18 protein-coding genes and 1 riboswitch are annotated in these 16,599 nt (G+C 73.1%); of the genes, 7 read left to right on the top strand and 11 right to left on the bottom strand.

Annotation, left to right across the window (positions count from 1 at the left end):
* Nucleotides 1-58 precede the first annotated feature (58 nt).
* A complete protein-coding gene (locus ACFY5B_RS17550) occupies nt 59-1,840 on the top strand; it encodes a glycoside hydrolase family 15 protein (protein ID WP_389969852.1) in 1,782 nt (593 codons plus the stop codon).
* 5 nt (nt 1,841-1,845) lie between these two features.
* Entirely contained in the window at nt 1,846-2,601 is a 756-nt protein-coding gene (locus tag ACFY5B_RS17545) for an SDR family oxidoreductase (RefSeq protein ID WP_389969850.1), read from the top strand.
* A gap of 25 nt (nt 2,602-2,626) precedes the next feature.
* Here the strand turns inward: ACFY5B_RS17545 and amaP are convergent, their stop codons facing one another.
* Genes amaP through ACFY5B_RS17520 form a run of 5 tightly spaced genes read right to left on the bottom strand, consistent with a single transcriptional unit; the run spans nt 2,627 to nt 4,994 of the window.
* Nucleotides 2,627-3,214, bottom strand: coding sequence for an alkaline shock response membrane anchor protein AmaP (amaP, locus tag ACFY5B_RS17540; RefSeq protein WP_389969848.1), 588 nt, complete (start codon nt 3,212-3,214; stop codon nt 2,627-2,629).
* Nucleotides 3,211-3,906, bottom strand: coding sequence for a DUF6286 domain-containing protein (locus ACFY5B_RS17535; protein WP_389969846.1), 696 nt, complete (start codon nt 3,904-3,906; stop codon nt 3,211-3,213). The genes amaP and ACFY5B_RS17535 overlap by 4 nt, the downstream gene beginning before the upstream one ends.
* A complete protein-coding gene (locus ACFY5B_RS17530) occupies nt 3,903-4,286 on the bottom strand; it encodes a hypothetical protein (protein ID WP_389969844.1) in 384 nt (127 codons plus the stop codon). The genes ACFY5B_RS17535 and ACFY5B_RS17530 overlap by 4 nt, the downstream gene beginning before the upstream one ends.
* Entirely contained in the window at nt 4,283-4,471 is a 189-nt protein-coding gene (locus ACFY5B_RS17525) for a hypothetical protein (protein ID WP_362242930.1), read from the bottom strand. Before ACFY5B_RS17525 ends, ACFY5B_RS17530 begins: the two co-directional genes overlap by 4 nt.
* Nucleotides 4,472-4,520: 49 nt before the next feature.
* The gene (locus ACFY5B_RS17520) at nt 4,521-4,994 is read right to left on the bottom strand and encodes an Asp23/Gls24 family envelope stress response protein (RefSeq protein WP_389969842.1); all 474 of its coding nucleotides are present in this window, start codon (nt 4,992-4,994) and stop codon (nt 4,521-4,523) included.
* An 83-nt stretch (nt 4,995-5,077) separates the two neighbouring features.
* Here ACFY5B_RS17520 and ACFY5B_RS17515 point away from each other — a divergent pair, with 83 nt between their 5' ends.
* Nucleotides 5,078-5,800 carry a nucleopolyhedrovirus P10 family protein gene (locus tag ACFY5B_RS17515; RefSeq protein WP_389969840.1) on the top strand — a complete coding sequence of 241 codons (723 nt, stop codon included), beginning with the start codon at nt 5,078-5,080 and terminating at the stop codon, nt 5,798-5,800.
* 124 nt (nt 5,801-5,924) lie between these two features.
* On the opposite strand, the gene ACFY5B_RS17510 is transcribed toward ACFY5B_RS17515, so the two are convergent.
* The 3 genes from ACFY5B_RS17510 to ACFY5B_RS17500 all read right to left on the bottom strand — a co-directional run bounded on the left by ACFY5B_RS17510 (nt 5,925) and on the right by ACFY5B_RS17500 (nt 9,049).
* Entirely contained in the window at nt 5,925-6,728 is an 804-nt protein-coding gene (locus ACFY5B_RS17510; protein WP_344459430.1) for an enoyl-CoA hydratase/isomerase family protein, read from the bottom strand.
* Between the two features lie 147 nt (nt 6,729-6,875).
* Entirely contained in the window at nt 6,876-7,094 is a 219-nt protein-coding gene (locus tag ACFY5B_RS17505) for a helix-turn-helix domain-containing protein (RefSeq protein WP_010037790.1), read from the bottom strand.
* A gap of 356 nt (nt 7,095-7,450) precedes the next feature.
* Nucleotides 7,451-9,049: an ABC-F family ATP-binding cassette domain-containing protein gene (locus ACFY5B_RS17500; RefSeq protein WP_389969837.1), complete on the bottom strand. Its 1,599-nt coding sequence runs from the start codon at nt 9,047-9,049 to the stop codon at nt 7,451-7,453.
* Between the two features lie 274 nt (nt 9,050-9,323).
* On the opposite strand from ACFY5B_RS17500, the gene ACFY5B_RS17495 reads away from it, so the two are divergent.
* The gene (locus tag ACFY5B_RS17495) at nt 9,324-9,740 is read left to right on the top strand and encodes a VOC family protein (protein ID WP_389969835.1); all 417 of its coding nucleotides are present in this window, start codon (nt 9,324-9,326) and stop codon (nt 9,738-9,740) included.
* A 110-nt stretch (nt 9,741-9,850) separates the two neighbouring features.
* Here the strand turns inward: ACFY5B_RS17495 and ACFY5B_RS17490 are convergent, their stop codons facing one another.
* From ACFY5B_RS17490 to ACFY5B_RS17480, 3 genes are all read right to left on the bottom strand, one after another.
* The gene (locus ACFY5B_RS17490) at nt 9,851-11,251 is read right to left on the bottom strand and encodes a hypothetical protein (protein WP_170320865.1); all 1,401 of its coding nucleotides are present in this window, start codon (nt 11,249-11,251) and stop codon (nt 9,851-9,853) included.
* Nucleotides 11,252-11,507: 256 nt separating this feature from the next.
* Complete coding sequence (locus tag ACFY5B_RS17485; protein ID WP_389969833.1) at nt 11,508-12,635, bottom strand: alpha/beta hydrolase family protein; 1,128 nt, start codon at nt 12,633-12,635, stop codon at nt 11,508-11,510.
* 80 nt (nt 12,636-12,715) lie between these two features.
* Nucleotides 12,716-13,465 carry a class II aldolase/adducin family protein gene (locus tag ACFY5B_RS17480; RefSeq protein WP_389969831.1) on the bottom strand — a complete coding sequence of 250 codons (750 nt, stop codon included), beginning with the start codon at nt 13,463-13,465 and terminating at the stop codon, nt 12,716-12,718.
* 285 nt (nt 13,466-13,750) lie between these two features.
* Between ACFY5B_RS17480 and ACFY5B_RS17475 the strand changes: the two genes are divergently transcribed.
* From ACFY5B_RS17475 to ACFY5B_RS17465, 3 genes are all read left to right on the top strand, one after another.
* On the top strand, nt 13,751-15,013 hold the full coding sequence (locus ACFY5B_RS17475) for an anion permease (protein WP_389969829.1): 1,263 nt from the start codon (nt 13,751-13,753) through the stop codon (nt 15,011-15,013).
* A gap of 32 nt (nt 15,014-15,045) precedes the next feature.
* Entirely contained in the window at nt 15,046-15,267 is a 222-nt protein-coding gene (locus tag ACFY5B_RS17470) for a hypothetical protein (RefSeq protein WP_031108151.1), read from the top strand.
* A 182-nt stretch (nt 15,268-15,449) separates the two neighbouring features.
* Nucleotides 15,450-15,523: riboswitch (cobalamin riboswitch) on the top strand.
* Nucleotides 15,524-15,645: 122 nt separating this feature from the next.
* Complete coding sequence (locus ACFY5B_RS17465) at nt 15,646-16,599, top strand: cobalamin biosynthesis protein (protein WP_389969826.1); 954 nt, start codon at nt 15,646-15,648, stop codon at nt 16,597-16,599.

Here is a 16,599-nt window from a genome sequence, read left to right as displayed (position 1 = left end):
CGTCACTCCCCCGGCCCCGCCCTGATTGCCGCGCCGACTTGCCGGGAACCCGCACTGGGTGCCCAGCATCGAGGACTACGCGCTCATCGGCGACGAACAGACCGCGGCCCTGGTCGGTACGGACGGATCCGTCGACTGGTTGTGCCTGCCCCGCTTCGACTCGGCCGCCTGCTTCGCCAGACTGCTCGGCGACGAGGACAACGGCTTCTGGCGCATCGCCCCCGTGGGGGCGGACCGCTGCACCCGGCGCGCCTACCGCCCCGACACCCTCGTCCTGGACACCGAGTGGGAGACCGAGCAGGGAGCGGTACGGGTCACCGACCTGATGCCCCAACGCGACCGCGCCCCCGACCTGGTCCGTGTCGTCGAGGGCCTCGACGGCGAGGTGACGCTGCACAGCGTCCTCAAGCTGCGCTTCGACTACGGCTCGATCGTCCCCTGGGTGCGCAAGGCCGACGGCCACCGCGTCGCGGTGGCCGGACCCGACTCGACCTGGCTGCGCAGCGAGCCGGAGGTGACCAGCTGGGGCGAGGACTTCGGCACGCACGCCGAGTTCACCGTGAAGAAGGGGGAAAAGGTCGCCTTCGTCCTGACCTGGCACCCCTCCCACGAACCGCGCCCGCCGCTCGTCGACCCGTACGACGCGCTGCGCCACAGCGTGGAGGACTGGCGGGCCTGGGTGTCGCGCTGCCGCTACGACGGCCCGTACCGGGACGCCGTCGTCCGCTCCCTGATCACCCTCAAGGCGCTCACCTACGCCCCCACGGGCGGCATCGTCGCCGCCCCCACCACCTCGCTGCCCGAGGAACCGGGCGGGGTGCGCAACTGGGACTACCGCTACTGCTGGCTGCGCGACTCCACCCTCACCCTGAACGCGCTGCTCGCCGCGGGCTACCAGGAGGAGGCGGAAGCCTGGCGGAACTGGCTGCTGCGCGCGGTCGCGGGCGACCCGGCCGACCTGCAGATCATGTACGGCGTGGCGGGCGAGCGGCGGCTGCCCGAGTTCGAGCTGCCGTGGCTCTCCGGCTTCGCCGAGTCCGCCCCGGTACGCGTCGGCAACGACGCCGTGAACCAGCTCCAGCTGGACGTCTACGGCGAGGTCATGGACTCCCTGTCGCTCGCCCGCGAGTCGGGCCTGTCCCCGCAGCCGGACGTGTGGGCGCTGCAGACGGCCCTGCTGGACTTCCTGCGCACCCACTGGCAGCAGCCCGACGAGGGGCTGTGGGAGGTGCGCGGCGGCCGGCGCCAGTTCGTGCACTCGAAGGTGATGGTGTGGGTGGCCGCCGACCGTGCCGTACGCACCCTGGAGCACCATCCGGAGCTGGACGGCGATCTGGACGGCTGGCGGGCGCTGCGCGACGAGGTGCACGAGGAGGTGTGCGAGAAGGGCTACGACGCCGAGCGCAACACCTTCACTCAGTCCTACGGTTCACGCGAACTGGACGCGGCCCTGCTGCTCATCCCGCGCGTCGGGTTCCTGCCGCCGGACGATGCGCGGGTGATCGGCACGATCGACGCGGTCCGCGAGGAGCTCGCCCACAACGGCTTCCTGCGCCGCTACAGCACGGACCACGCGGAGGTCGACGGGCTGCCCGGCGGCGAGGGCGCCTTCCTGGTGTGCTCGTTCTGGCTCGCGGACGCCCTGTACATGACCGGCCGCACGAAGGAGGCCCGGGAGCTGTTCGAGCGGCTGGCGGGACTCGCCAACGACGTCGGGCTGCTGTCCGAGGAGTTCGACCCGGTGACCGGACGGCATCTCGGCAACTTCCCGCAGGCGTTCAGCCACATCGGGCTGGTGAACACCGCCCTCGCCCTGTTCGGTGGGGACGGGGCAGGATAGGGACCATGGATCTTGGACTGAAGGACCGGGTGTACGTCGTCACCGGGGCCACGCGCGGCCTCGGCAACGCCACCGCGCGTGAGCTCGTCGCGGACGGGGCGAAGGTGGTCGTCTCGGGGCGTGACGAGAAGAGTGTCGCCGAGGCGGCCGCCGAGCTGGGACCGAACGCGGTCGGGGTGGCCGTCGACAACGCCGACCCGGAGGCGGCGGCCCGGCTGATCGGGGCCGCCCGGGAGCACTTCGGCCGTTTCAACGGAGTGCTCGTCAGCGTGGGCGGGCCGCCGGCCGGGTTCGTCGCGGACAACACGGACGAGCAGTGGCAGACGGCGTTCGAGTCGGTGTTCCTCGGTGCGGTGCGGCTGGCCCGCGCCGCGGCCGCCGAGATGGAGGCCGGGGGCGTCATCGGGTTCGTGCTGTCCGGGTCGGTGTACGAGCCGATCCCGGGGCTGACCATCTCGAACGGGCTGCGGCCGGGGCTCGCGGGATTCGCCAAGTCGCTCTCCGACGAGCTGGGGCCACGGGGCATCCGGGTGGTCGGCGTCCTGCCCGGGCGGATCGACACCGACCGGGTGCGGCAGCTGGACGCGCTGTCGGCTGATCCCGAGGCGACCCGGGCCGCGTCGGAGTCACGGATTCCGCTGCGACGGTACGGGGCTCCGGAGGAGTTCGGGCGGGTGGCGGCATTCCTGATGTCGCCGGCGGCTTCCTATCTGACCGGGGTCATGGTCCCGGTCGACGGTGGGGCGCGGCACGGGTTCTGACGGGCCGCAACCGGCCCGCGCGCCCTCAACTCACCCGTTCGGCACCGTGCTTGACGCCCTTGAGCCTCACCTCCGCCGGAAGTGAGGCGAGGCCCGCCGACGTCTTGGCGTGAGTGAGGGCGCCCGTCGTGAAGTCGGTCAGTGCCGTCCCCGGGTCCACGTGTGGCTCCAGCGCGAGGCGTACGTGGGCCTCGGGGGCGCCGCGGCGGCCCTTCAGCTGCGCGTGTGCTCCGCCCACGCCGTCGATGTGGGCCGCCTCCTGGGTGAGGACGTTCTCCAGGGCCCGGCCTCGCAGGAGCGCGCCCTCGCCGTCGCCGGTGTCGACGAGGACCTCGGCCAGGCGCCGCCTGCGCAGCACCGCGACGAGCCACCACAGGGCGAGCAGCAGCAGGACCGCGAGGACGGCGATGACGACCGGCCACCACCAGCCGGCGTCGCGCCAGCGGGTGCGCTCGGCGTAGCTCAGCAGCACGTCGTGCTTGCTGTCGTGAATCCACCACGAGGGCGCCGAGACGCTGAGGCCGACGGCGAGGACGGAGCCGCCCAGCACCAGCAGGATCAGGCCCACCAGGCCGAGGAACACGCGGTTGACGGTCCTGAGCATCGCTCTCACCCCTTCCGGCCGGGCCGCCGGACCCGCACCGACAGCGAGGGCGGTCGGGACAGCCCCAGCCCGCGGACCGCGTCGGCGAGCACGTCGTCCAGCTCGGTACGTACGTCGTTCAGTTCACGGAAGTGCGACACGGCACGGACGTTCGCCCGCCTCCGGCGCACCCGCACCCGTGCCGCCTGCACGCCGGCCACCTCCATGGCCCGGTCCCGCAGCGCGGTGGCGGCGGCGTCCCGGTGCAGCCCGGCTCGGACCTCGGTGTGGGTGCGCCGCATGGGGAGCACGGCCCGAAGGCCGGGTGTGGCGGCCAGGATCAGCAGCCAGAGGCCGAGGACGGCGGCGACCCCGGCGCCGACGAGCACCCAGGTGTCGTCGAGGGGCCGTTCGGAGAGTTGCCGGGCCAGTTCCCGCCGCCAGTACATGCCGGGCCGGCCGGCGCGCACGGAGACGATGTCGTAGAGGAACAGCCCGGTGAGGCCCAGGAGCAGGAGGGCGACGCCCCCGGCGGGGACGCGGCGCGCCGACCAGAAGCGGCCCTCGCGGCCGCCCTTGCCCTCGGGTTCGGGCGGTGGCCCGGAGGCGGCCGACGACTCGGACCGGTCCGGTCCGTCGCCGTTCTCCGTCTCCCCCTTGTCGAGGACGGGCAGGCGCTGCGTGCTGTCCTCGGGGGGCTGAGCGCCCTGGGGTTCGCTCATCGCGTCCTCCCCTGTGCCGCGCCGAGTGCCGCGTCCAGGTGCAGCCGCTCCACCTGGACGACGACCTCCGGAACCTGCATGCCCGCCAAGGTGCTCACCCGCTCGACGACTTGGTGGCGCACCGTGCGGCAGCGGTCGCCGATGTCGCAGGGGTAGCCCAGTTCGAGCTGGACCCGGACACGGGCGACCTCGTGGTGGACGACGACGGACGCGGAGGGCCGGTCGGCGCCGGGCGGCAGTGTGCCGACGGCCTCGCGGGCCGCCTGCGAGGCGATCTTCGCGACGACCCGGTCGGCGATCCGGGTCGCGCCGCGCTCGCCGGGCGGAACGACCGCCAGGGGTCTGTCGAGTTCACCGGCCCCCGTGCTCACGGGCGTCACCGCCGCCGTTCACGTTCGCGAGGGCGGAAGAAGTCGCCGAACTCCAGGTCCCCGTCCAGGAACCGGCCGACGACGAAGCCGACGGCGCCCAGCGCCGCCACCAGCACGAAGGCACCGAATCCGCCGAAATATCCGGCGAAGGCCAGCGCCATGCCGGCGATCATGCCGACCACGGCCATGCTCATGCGCTCCTCAGCTCCTCAGCCGCTGTGTCGTTGTCCGATGGTCCGTGCCTCACTGGATCCGGCGCTCCGGTTCCTCTTCCTCCTCGTCCGGCAGCTTCACGTCGCTCACCGCGATGTTGACCTCGACGACCTCCAGGCCGGTCATCCGCTCCACGGCGGTGATGACGTTCTCCCGCACGTCACGGGCCACATCGGCGATCGACACGCCGTACTCGACCACGATTTCCAGGTCGAGGGCCGCCTGCACTTCGCCGACCTCGGCCTTCACGCCGCGCGACACCGACTTGGTGCTGCCGGGCACGCGGTCGCGCACTGCTCCGAACGTGCGGGACACGCCGCTGCCCATGGCGTGCACGCCGTCGACGTCGCGCGCGGCGAGGCCGGCGATCTTCTCCACGACGCCGTCCGCGATGGTCGTCCGCCCGCGCGAACCGGCGTCTCCGCCGCTGTGCTTGGCCAACGGGCTCCTGCGTACCGCCGCGGTCTCGCTCTCCCCGCCCCGCTTCTCGGTCATGTCAGTCATCGCCGTACGTCCTTTTCGTCGTCCTTGGACCACCGTAAGCACGGTTGCGTGGAAGCGCGCCTCTGATGCGGCAGGCTGGAGGAATGACGGCCGATCGATGGACGCAGGCAGTGAGACATCAGCTGGGAATCGGCAGGCTTCTGCCGCTGGGTGACGCGCGGGACGGCGCGTGGATCGCGGAGCGGGCCGCGGAGGAGGTGCTGCGAAGTGCGGCGTGGGACGCGCCGGGTGTGCGCCTCGGCGCGCTCCGGGTCGCGGTCGCCGACACCGCGGACACCGCCGAGCCGGCCGTACCGGCTCCTCCGAGTGCGCTGCCGCCCGGGCCGCTGCGGGTGACGGCGGAGTTCGCCGCGACGGCCTCGCAGCCCCTGCCGGCGACGGCGACCCTGCTGCGGGAGACGCTGGCGACCGCGGCGGAACAGCGGCTGGGCCTGACAGTGACGGAGGTGGACCTGCGGGTGACGGGGCTGCTGGACGAGGAGGAAGGGCGTGCGGAACGCACGGCCGCGGGCCTTCCCGAGCCGCCGGGTGCCGCGCGGGCCGAGGGCTCCGACGAGGCCCGGGTGGCCGCCGCCGCGCTCGGCGTCCCGGGTGCCCTCCATCTGACCGGCACGCTGGGTCACCCCGTGCACATCGAGCTGCTGTTCCCCGAGGGCGCCGCGCTGCCCCACCGCCATGTCCGGCTGGAGCTGGCGGTGGGCTCGGACCGGCGGGCCCGGGACGTGGCCCGCGAGGTCCGGACGGCGGTCAGGCGGACCCTGCCGGATCACCCGACGGTGGCGGTCGTGGTGAGCGCGATCGGCTGACCGCGCGGTCCGGGTCGCTCGGTGCGGCCGCCGCCCTCGGGCCGACTGGCCCCGGCCCGGCGGTACCGCTCGGCCCGAGGCGGCGGCCGGAACGTGCCCGGCGCGGCTCCCGCCCCGGCGCGGCTCAGTCCTCGATGCCCGCGAGGTCCCGCAGCCTGCGGGCCTGGGACTGGCGCTCGGCCGCGCGCTGCTCCTCGTACGTGCGGTCCTGGGCGCCGCGCAGCAGGGCCTTGGTCTCGATGACCGCGTCGCGGGGCGCGGCGAGCACGGCCGAGGCGAGGTCGCGCACGGTGTCGTCGAGCTGGCCGGCGGGCACGGCGAGGTTCGCGAGACCGGTGTTCACGGCCTCCTCGGCCGTGACGAAGCGCCCGGTCACGCAGATCTCCAGCGCGCGGGCGTAGCCGACGAGTCCCACCAGCGGGTGTGTGCCCGTCAGGTCGGGCACGAGTCCGAGGCTGGTCTCACGCATGGCGAACTGCACGTCGTCGGCGACGACGCGCAGGTCGCAGGCGAGGGCGAGCTGGAAGCCCGCCCCGATGGCATGCCCCTGGACAGCGGCGACGGAGACGATGTCGCTGCGCCGCCACCAGGTGAACGCCTCCTGGTATTCGGCGATGGTCGCGTCCAACTCGGCGTCGGCGCCGCGCGCGAGGTCGATGAACGACGGTTCGCCGTCGAAGCCCTCCGGCGTGAACGCCTGTCGGTCGAGCCCGGCCGAGAAGGACTTGCCCTCGGCCCGCAGCACCACGACGCGGACGGAGCCCGGCAGCTGCCGCCCGGCCTCGGTCAGCGCCCGCCACAGAGCGGGGCTCTGCGCGTTGCGCTTGTCCGGGTTGGTCAGCGTCACCGTGGCGATCGCGTCGTCGACGGTGAGCCGTACGCCGTCCTTGTCGAGTACGGGAACGAGGTCCTTGTCGGGCGAAGCCATGGGACGCCTCCGATGTGTGCGGTCTTACGTGCCCCGCGACGGCTTCACCGCCGCAGCAGGCCACGCTTAAGTGACTGCACAGTAACCACCCGGCCGATCAGTCGACCGACCGGGTGGCCACCATCGGAGCCGAGGGGCCACCCGGGGTCAGGCCGTGGCCTTTTTGCCCCGGGTAGCCCCGCCACGCCCTCGCAGCGTGACGCCCGACTCACTGAGCATGCGGTGCACAAAGCCATACGAGCGGCCGGTCTCCTCGGCCAACGCCCGGATGCTCGCACCGGCGTCGTACTTCTTCTTCAGGTCTGCCGCGAGCTTGTCGCGCGCGGCGCCGGTCACCCGGCTGCCCTTCTTCAGAGTCTCGGCCACCCGTGCCTCCTCATGGGAAGTGCGCTCTGGTCTCCTCATGATCACCCCTCCGGGCGTTCCTGGCCACCCATTCGGCAAGGTCCGTGAGACAAGGTTGTGACGACGGGAGCACATCCCCACATGCGGAATGTGGAATTCCGAAGAGCGGTGTCCGTACGGCCGAACGGATGGTGGAGGAAAACGCCAGGTCAGAAAGGCGGCGCGGCCGAGCCCGGAAGAATCGGGGGCTCGGCCGCGAAATCGATGTAGGACACACCTCGGTACGAGGAGATCTCACACAGATGATGGATCACCGCTGGGCCGAATGATCCATACGCCGTTGATCACGCATTCGATCAAGCGAGGGCGACAGGCGATCAGGCGAGGGCGACGAGATCCGCGTAGTCGGCGCCCCACAGGTCCTCGACGCCGTCCGGCAGGAGGATGATCCGCTCCGGCTGGAGCGCCTCGACCGCGCCCTCGTCGTGCGTGACGAGGACGACCGCGCCCTTGTAGGTGCGCAGGGCGCCGAGGATCTCCTCGCGGCTGGCGGGGTCGAGGTTGTTGGTCGGCTCGTCGAGGAGCAGCACGTTGGCCGAGGACACCACGAGGGTGGCGAGGGCGAGGCGGGTCTTCTCGCCGCCGGAGAGGACCCCGGCCGGCTTGTCGACGTCGTCGCCGGAGAACAGGAACGAGCCGAGCGTCTTGCGGACCTCCACCAGGTCCAGGTCGGGTGCGGCGGAGCGCATGTTCTCCAGGACCGTGCGCTCCGGGTCGAGGGTCTCGTGCTCCTGGGCGTAGTAGCCGAGCTTGAGGCCGTGGCCCTCGATGACCTTGCCGGTGTCGGGCTGTTCCGCCCCGCCGAGGAGGCGGAGCAGGGTCGTCTTGCCGGCGCCGTTGAGGCCGAGGATGACGACGCGCGAGCCCTTGTCGATGGCCAGGTCGACGTCGGTGAAGATCTCCAGCGATCCGTAGGACTTCGACAGGCCCTCGGCCATGAGGGGGGTCTTGCCGCACGGGGAGGGCTCGGGGAAGCGCAGCTTGGCGACCTTGTCGGACTTCCGCTCGGCCTCCAGGCCGGCCAGCAGCTTGTCCGCCCGGCGGGCCATGTTCTGCGCGGCGACGGTCTTGGTGGCCTTGGCCCGCATCTTGTCGGCCTGCGAGTGCAGCGCGGAGGCCTTCTTCTCGGCGTTCTGCCGCTCGCGCTTGCGGCGCTTCTCGTCGGCCTCGCGCTGCTGCTGGTAGAGCTTCCAGCCCATGTTGTAGATGTCGATCTGGGCGCGGTTGGCGTCCAGGTAGAACACCTTGTTCACGACCGTCTCGACAAGGTCGACGTCGTGGGAGATCACGATGAAGCCGCCGCGGTAGGTCTTCAGGTAGTCCCGCAGCCAGACGATCGAGTCGGCGTCGAGGTGGTTCGTGGGCTCGTCGAGCAGCAGGGTGTCCGCGTCGGAGAAGAGGATGCGCGCCAGTTCGATACGGCGGCGCTGACCGCCGGAGAGGGTGTGCAGGGGCTGGCCGAGCACGCGGTCGGGCAGGTTGAGGGCGGCGGCGATGGTGGCGGCCTCGGCCTCGGCGGCGTACCCGCCCTTGGTGAGGAACTCGGTCTCCTGGCGCTCGTACTGCTTGAGCGCCTTCTCGCGGGTTGCGCCCTGGCCGTTGGCGATGCGCTGTTCGTTGTCGCGCATCTTGCGGAGCAGCACGTCCAGGCCGCGCGCGGACAGGATGCGGTCGCGGGCGAGGATGTCGAGGTCGCCGGTGCGGGGGTCCTGCGGGAGGTAGCCGACCTCGCCGGAGCGGGTGATGGTGCCGCCGGCGGGCATGCCCTCGCCCGCCAGGCACTTGGTGAGGGTGGTCTTCCCCGCGCCGTTGCGGCCGACCAGGCCGATGCGGTCGCCCTTGGCGATGCGGAACGAGGCGTTTTCGATGAGGACGCGGGCACCGGCGCGCAGCTCGATACCGGAGGCGGAGATCACGGACAGACTCCAGGGCGGATACGGGGGCGGGATGGACGAATCAGAGGGTGCCGCGCGTAGCGCGCCGTCAGAAGGGCGGTGGCGGGCGACGGGCGGGCGTTCCCGCCGTCTAATGCGCGAGGAGAATGGCCATGGGGGACAGTCTAACGGGGACGTGCAACCACTTTTTCTGTGTGCGGGAGTTCGATCACCGGTGGCCGGACGCGGGGCCGTTGTCGGTGGCCGATGGAACACTGAGGGGGACAGCCCCGCGAGACACGAGGAAGTGATCGCCATGGCAGGCACGTCCGGCGGGCGTCCGAGCATCTACCCGACGCTGTTGTACGCGGACGCCAAGGCGGCGATCCGGCAGCTCACGGAGGCCTTCGGCTTCACGGAGCTGTCGGTGTACGAGGGCGAGGACGGCTCGGTGCTGCACGCCGAGCTGGCGCAGGGCAACGGCGCCGTGATGGTCGGCAGCAGGGGCCGGGGCGGCCTGTTCGACACGGCCATGAAGAACGCGGGCACCACGGGGGTGTACGTGGTGGTGGACGACGTGGACGGGCACCACCGTCACGCCGTGGAGCACGGAGTGGAGGTGCTGATGCCCCCGACGGACCAGGACTACGGCTCGCGGGACTACATGGCCCGGGACCTCGAGGGCAATGTGTGGAGCTTCGGGACGTACGCGCCGGAGATCACGACGGGCTGACTGACGCCCCCTGGCCCTGGGGCCTGCCGTTCGGATCAGGTCGCAGACGCGGGGTCAGCGGCGTCGAGAGGCACCGCCGGTTCCCTGCGACCCGATCCGAACGACAGGCCCTAGCTTCCGCCGGTGTGCACCTGGAAGGCGGCCCTGCGGACCGCCTTGGCCAGCGCCGGGTCGGGGTGTGCGGCGGCGAGGGCGACCAGCACCTGCACGGTGCGCGGGTGCCCCACCGCGCGTACCTCGTCCAGCAGCCTCGGGATGGTCGGCTGCACCGCCGACTCCAGGTGGCGCACCAGCAGCGGCGCCTCACCGTGGTCGGCGACGGCGGCGGCGGTGTCCACCCACAGCCAGGTCGCCTCCTCGCGGGTGAGGACCTCGTGGGCGTCCTCGGGGTCGGCGCCGTCGTGCTCGGCCAGCCACAGCAGCGCGTACGGCCTCAGCGTGGGCTCGTCCAGCACGCCGCGGACGTCCGGCTCGGCGGGGGCTCCGACCACGCGCAGCGCCTCGAAGGCGAGGCCGCGCAGCAGGGCGTCCTCGCCGCGGGCGGCGCCGAGGAGTTCGGTCACGGCGCTCCCGACCGGGCGGGCCGCGAGCCAGGCGCGGTACTCGGCGCGGGCCGCGTTCGGGCGCAGCTGGGCGCAGCCGCGGAGCATGTCGTCGGCGGCCTGCTCGATGTTCCCGGCGGGGCTCTGCGCGGCGACGCAGATCTGCTCCAGCTTGACCCAGACGGCCCAGCTGCCGAGGGGGGTGAGGGTGGCCTGGCCGTCTCCGTAGGTGAGGGCGCCGACGGAGGCGAGGGCGCGCAGGGCCCAGTCGAGCAGCGGAGCGAGCGGGGCGTCGGTGGGCTCCGGTTCGGCCGACGGCTCGGGCTGGGGGCCGTAGGGGATTTCGCAGCGGGCGGTCCGCAGCTCGGTGACCCGCTGCTCCAGGAGGTCGAGGAGCTGCTCCACGGGGACGGGCCCGGCGGACAGCTGGAGGAAGGAGAGCGCCTGCGGCATGGCCGAGACGACCTCGGCGACGGCGGCCGGCTCGTGCTCCGCGGGCTCCGGGTGGGCGAGGGACCAGGCGTCGAAGAGCGCCACCCAGCCGCGCAGCACGGCACTGTCGTCGCGGTCCCAGGCGCGCAGCCGCCACCCGGGCCGGGCGCTGTCGCCGTGCACCTCGACGAGGCCGGCGAGTCGGGCGGTGTCCCAGTCGGCTCTGACCTGAGCCGGGGTCAGGCCCAGATCGCGGGCGGCCCGTTCGGCGGTCGCGTCGGAGAGGGTGGCCTTGCCGTCGTCGGTGGCGCTGTCCCGGCCGGGGCCGAGCGCGGCGTCCGCCCAGCGGGCGACGCGGGCCGCGTCGGCAAGACCTGAGCGAGCCATTCTCGCCAGCTCCGCCGGTGCCGGGGTGCCCTCCGGGGGGCGCGGCGCGGGGCGGCGCGAGCGCCGCTGGTTCATCGCTGGGGGGGCGGCGGCCAGGGGTCGCGGGCGGACGAGTCGAAGCCTGGAGTCGCGCGGGATACGGGACGTCACGGGGGCAGTCTTCCGGTTGACGGTCCGAAAACCCAAACGGAATGTCACGGCGGGCGACGGGGATGGCCAACGCACCGGCTCACGGGAGTGCTCGAGGGCCGGGAACCGGCCAGTGGTACGACGCTAAACGGAATCGCGGCGACCGGTCCTCGGGGAGCGGAAGGAGACGTGGTTGCGGCAGGGCGAAGGAGGCGTGAACGGGGGGTGTGAGAGAGACCGCCGGGAGAGGCGCGGCGGCAGGTGGCCCGGACAGGAGTCAGCCGAGGGGCGTCAGAAAGCGCCGGAGCGCCTCCTCGTAGCCTTCCGGGTCGGCGTTCCACATGGCGCCGTGGGGGGCGTCGGCGACGGTGCGGAGGGCGACCAGGTCGGGGCGGGCGTCTGCGAGCCGGCGCGACAGCCCCCAGGGGGCGACGGTGTCGTCCGGTCCGTGGAGCACGAGCGCCGGGACGCGCAGCCCGTCGGACGCGACCGTGCCCGCGACGCGGTCGCCGGTCAGACCGGTGCGGCCCTGGGCGGCGCGGACCGCGAGGGGCAGCAGCGCGCCGGGGGTGCGGCGGGCCGAGGCGAGGGCGCGCAGGGTGGTCTCCCAGCTGAGCACCGGGGAGTCCAGGACGAGCCCGGAGACGCGGTCGCGCAGCCCCGAGCGCGCGGCGGCGTGCAGGGCCATGGTGGCGCCGGTGGACCAGCCGTGCAGGACGACCTGCCGGGCCCCGTGGCGCACGGCGTAGCGGATGGCCGCGTCGAGGTCGCGCCACTCGGTCTCGCCGAGGTGGTTCAGGCCGTCGGGGGGACGCGGTGCGCCCAGGTCGCCGCGGTAGGCGAGGGCGAGCACCGGGAAGTGGCCGCGGTGCAGGAACCCCATGACGTTCATGGCGAGTTCCCGGGTGGTGCCCAGGCCGTGCACGGCGATCACCCAGGTGGCCCGCTTGCCCGGCACGAACCACGCGGGCAGGGGACCGAGTTCGCCGGGGACGTCGACGTCGGCGTGTTCGAGTCCGAGGGCCGAGCCGGGGTTGCCGACGTACACGTTCGGCGTGAGCCAGACCTTGTCCCCGGACCTCAGCGTGCCGTGCGTGACACTCTCCAAGCGGCGCACGACGGCGTCGGCGGGGTGCTGGGCACCGGTCAGGACGGGGCCGACGACGGCGTGGGAGCCGTCGCCGGAGAGGCCGTAGCGGCCGGGGCGCAGGGCGGCGAGGTCCCGGGTGAGGCTGATCTGCCCGGCGGCGGTGCCGTGCACGGTGAGCCGGGGTTCGGTGGGCAGGGGCCTGCCGGGGGGCGCCTTGAGTGCGGCGTCGCTGGCGAGCCGGCCGGCGGCCACCGCGGCGGCCCCGGCCCCGATCACGGCGGTGACGGCAGCGGCCGTCGCTCTGACAGTGCGCACGGCTCCAGTGTCCCGGCGGACGGCGCGGGCGACCAGTGGGAGGGAGCCGGGAGTGATCTCCGCGGCGGGCGTGCGGAGGCTCAGCCGCGCTGGCCGTAGCCGCGCAGGCGCTCCTCCACCTCCGTCAGCTGCTCCCGGGACAGCAGGCTCGGGGTCAGGCCGGGCACCGAGGAGGCGGTGAGCCACAGGCGGCACATCCACTCCAGCTGGGCGGTGCGGTCGTAGGCCTGGGCGAGGGTGCTGCCGTGGGTGAGGGTGCCGTGGTTTTGGAGGAGGCACCCGGAGCGGCCGGCGAGGGCCTGGAGCATGTTCTCGGCCAACTCGTCGCTGCCGTAGGGGGCGTACGGGGCGACCCGGACGGGGCCGCCGAGCGCGGCGGCCATGTAGTGGATCAGCGGGAGCTCGGTCACGAGCGTCGAGACGGCCGTCGCGTGCACGGCGTGGGTGTGGACGACGGCCAGGGCGCCGGTCGTGCGGTAGACGGCGAGGTGCATGGGCAGCTCGCTGGTCGGGACGAGGGTGCCGAGGACCTGCCGGCCGTGGAGGTCGACGCCGGTCACGTCGTCCGGCGTCAGCCGGTCGTAGGGGACGCCGGACGGCGTGACCAGGACGGTGTCCCCGACGCGCACCGAGACGTTGCCGGACGTGCCGACGACGAGTCCGTCCGAGACCGTCCGGCGGGCCGTCGTGACGAGATCGTCCCAGGCGCGGGCCTCCTCGGGGCGCGCGGCCCTGCGGGGCGGCTCCCCCGCATCCGCCGCGCTTCCCTCTACGTCCGCGCTCCCCCGTACGTCCGCCGTGCGCCGCTCGTCGCCTCGCTGCTCAGCCATGCCGCGATCCTGCCAGGCGGCGCTTCGCAGCGCCGGAGAAGTGGGGTACTTCGTACACAACGGCGGCGGCACCCCGCCGGGTGACCGGAACCCCCTCGGCGGGTCACTCGACCGGGTGAAGTGGTTCGTCCCCGGCGGCCGGGCGCCGGGGCGCCGGGCCGCCGTTCCTGGGCGGAACTCCGACCCTCCGTTGCGGTCACCCCTGCGCCCCTCCCAGTTCATCTTCCGTTCACTCAGGTTGCTTACGGTCGTCCAGCCAACGACCTCGAACGATTGCCTGGGTAAATGGAAAGCTTCTCGCTGATCCTCGCGATTGTGGTGGTAACCGCACTCGCGTTCGATTTCACGAACGGTTTCCACGACACCGCGAACGCGATGGCCACAACCATTTCCACGGGCGCCATGAAGCCCAAGGTTGCGGTGGCCATGTCCGCGGTCCTCAACCTGGTCGGCGCCTTCCTGTCCGTCGAAGTCGCCAACACGATCTCCAAAGGCCTCGTCGACGAGGCCGGCATCCGGCCCGAGGTCATCTTCGCCGCCCTGGTCGGCGCGATCCTCTGGAACCTGCTGACGTGGCTGGTCGGTCTGCCCTCCAGCTCCTCCCATGCCCTCATGGGCGGTCTGATCGGCGCCACGATCGCCTCGGCGGGCGTCGGCGCGGTGCACGGGGACGTGCTGGTCACCAAGGTGCTGATCCCGGCGATCGCCGCCCCGCTGGTCGCGGGCATCGCGGCGATGCTCGCCACGCGGCTGACCTACTCCCTCGGCAGCAAGGCCGACAGCCAGGCGTCCAAGAAGGGCTACCGGGCCGGCCAGATCGCCTCCGCGGGCCTGGTCTCCCTGGCCCACGGCACCAACGACGCGCAGAAGACCATGGGTGTCATCACCCTCGCCCTGGTCGCCGGCGGCGCCGTCGCGCCCGACTCGGACCCGCCCATGTGGGTCATCCTCTCGGCGGGTCTCGCCATCGCGCTCGGCACCTACCTGGGCGGCTGGCGCATCATCCGCACCATGGGCAAGGGACTGACCGACCTCCAGCCGCAGCAGGGCTTCGCCGCCCAGACCTCCGCGGCCACGGTCATCCTGGCCTCCTCGCACCTCGGTTTCTCCCTCTCCACGACGCACTCCGTGTCCGGTTCGGTGATGGGTGCCGGGCTCGGCCGCAAGGGCGGCGTGGTCCGCTGGTCCACCGCGACGCGGATGTTCGTCGCCTGGGGTCTGACGCTGCCGGCGGCGGCCCTGGTGGGTGCTCTCGCCGAGTACGTCACCGGCTTCGGCAGCTGGGGCACCGCCGTGGTGGCCGTCTTCCTCGTCGCCTCCAGCGCGGCGATCTGGAAGCTCTCGCGGCGTGAGGTCGTCGACCACACCAACGTCAACGACACCGAGGACGCCGCGGCCGCGGAGCCGGCCGGTGTGGTCACCGCGGCGATCGCCGCGGTGACACCGCCGCCGGCGGGTGGCACGGCCACGGCGTCGGAGGACCCGGTCCCCTCGTTCCCGTCGCAGGCCACCGCCGAGCGCACGCCGACCACGACCACCACGGTCTGACCCGCCACCGGTTACAAGGAAGAGTCTCCGATATGAAGATCGACTGGGCGGCCCTCGGCTCCGTCTTCGGCGTCAGCCTCGTGGTCACCGTGGCCCTCGTCGGCCTGTTCACCCTCGGCATCACCGGCCTGTCGCGCCGCGAGCGGGCGGTGGCGGAGGGCGGGTCCGCGGGGCTCGCGGTCACCGGCGCGTACGCCTGCTTCGCGGCGTGTGCGGCGGCCGTGGGGTACGGGATCTATCTGATCGTGGCCTGAGGGCCCGACCGACCGCACGTCGTGTCCGCCGGGCGGCACGGGACTTCGGTCCTGTGCCGCCCGGTCGTCGTGTGGGGGGCGGGGGCGATGTGGGGTTCTCCACACTCTCCCCGCGCAGGTCAACGGCAAGTTGACGGCGGTTCGCGGCCGTGGTGGACTGCCGGGGCCAGTACGGCGGCAGGAGAGGAAGCCGGTGCGAGTCCGGCGCGGTCCCGCCACTGTCACCGGGGTAGTGATCCCCGGGAGCCAGGAACTCTCACCGCCGGTCTCGTCGAACCAGGGCGTGGACACCCTGAGTGAGGACACATATCGCCATGCGCGGCTGCCGACCGAGGTTCAACACCCCACCCCTGCCCGCCCTTCTGGCCGGCTGAGCCCATGGGTGCCGGTCGCGTCTTCGCGTACGGCGCCGCCGCCGGTCTGATCGGTGACCTGCTGCTCGGTGATCCTCGCCGGGGGCATCCGGTCGCCGCGTTCGGACGGGCCGCGGGCGCCGTGGAACGGGTGCTGTGGCGGGACCATCGCGGGTGGGGCGCGCTGCACACCGCCGTGTGTGCCGGAGGGGCCGTCGCCCTCGGGTCCGCCGCCGCGCGGGCCGTGCGGACGTCCGCCGTCGCCTCCGTCGCACTGACCGGCGCCGCCACCTGGGCCGTGGTCGGGGGGACTTCACTCGCCCGGGAGGCACGGACCATCGGGCAGGCCCTGGAGGACGGGGACGTCGAGGCGGCCCGGGCCCGGCTGCCGCATCTGTGCGGGCGGGATCCGCAGGCCCTCGACGCCGACGGCATGGCCCGGGCCGTGGTCGAGTCCGTCGCCGAGAACACCTCCGACGCGGTGGTGGGGGCCCTGGTGTGGGGGGCCGTCGGCGGGGTGCCGGGGCTGCTGGGCTTCCGGGCCGTCAACACCCTGGACGCCATGGTCGGGCACAAGTCGGCCCGGTACCGGCGCTACGGCTGGGCCTCCGCGCGGCTGGACGACCTCGCGGGGTGGCCGGGAGCGCGGCTGACCGCCGTCCTCGCCGTGCTGGCCGGGCCGGATCCGCGGGGGGCCGTGCGCGCCTGGCGGGCCGACGCGGTCCGGCATCCGAGTCCCAACGCCGGGCCCGTGGAGGCCTCGTTCGCCGGGGCGCTCGGGGTGCGGCTCGGCGGGACCCTCTCGTACGGCGGGCGGGTGGAGCACCGGCCCGTGCTGAACACGCGGGGGCGGGCCGTCGGCACGCACGACGTCGAGCGGGCCGTGCGGCTGTCGAAGCGCGTCACCTGGCTCGCGCTCGGGGTGTGCGCCGGTGCGCGGTTGCTGATGAGCGCGCGGTCATCGAGAAGGGGGAAATGA

Origin of the sequence: Streptomyces sp. NPDC013187 (assembly GCF_042899705.1) — a bacterium.
GTDB lineage: Bacteria > Actinomycetota > Actinomycetes > Streptomycetales > Streptomycetaceae > Streptomyces > Streptomyces hawaiiensis_A.
This window is presented reverse-complemented; position numbering and strand designations above follow the sequence as displayed.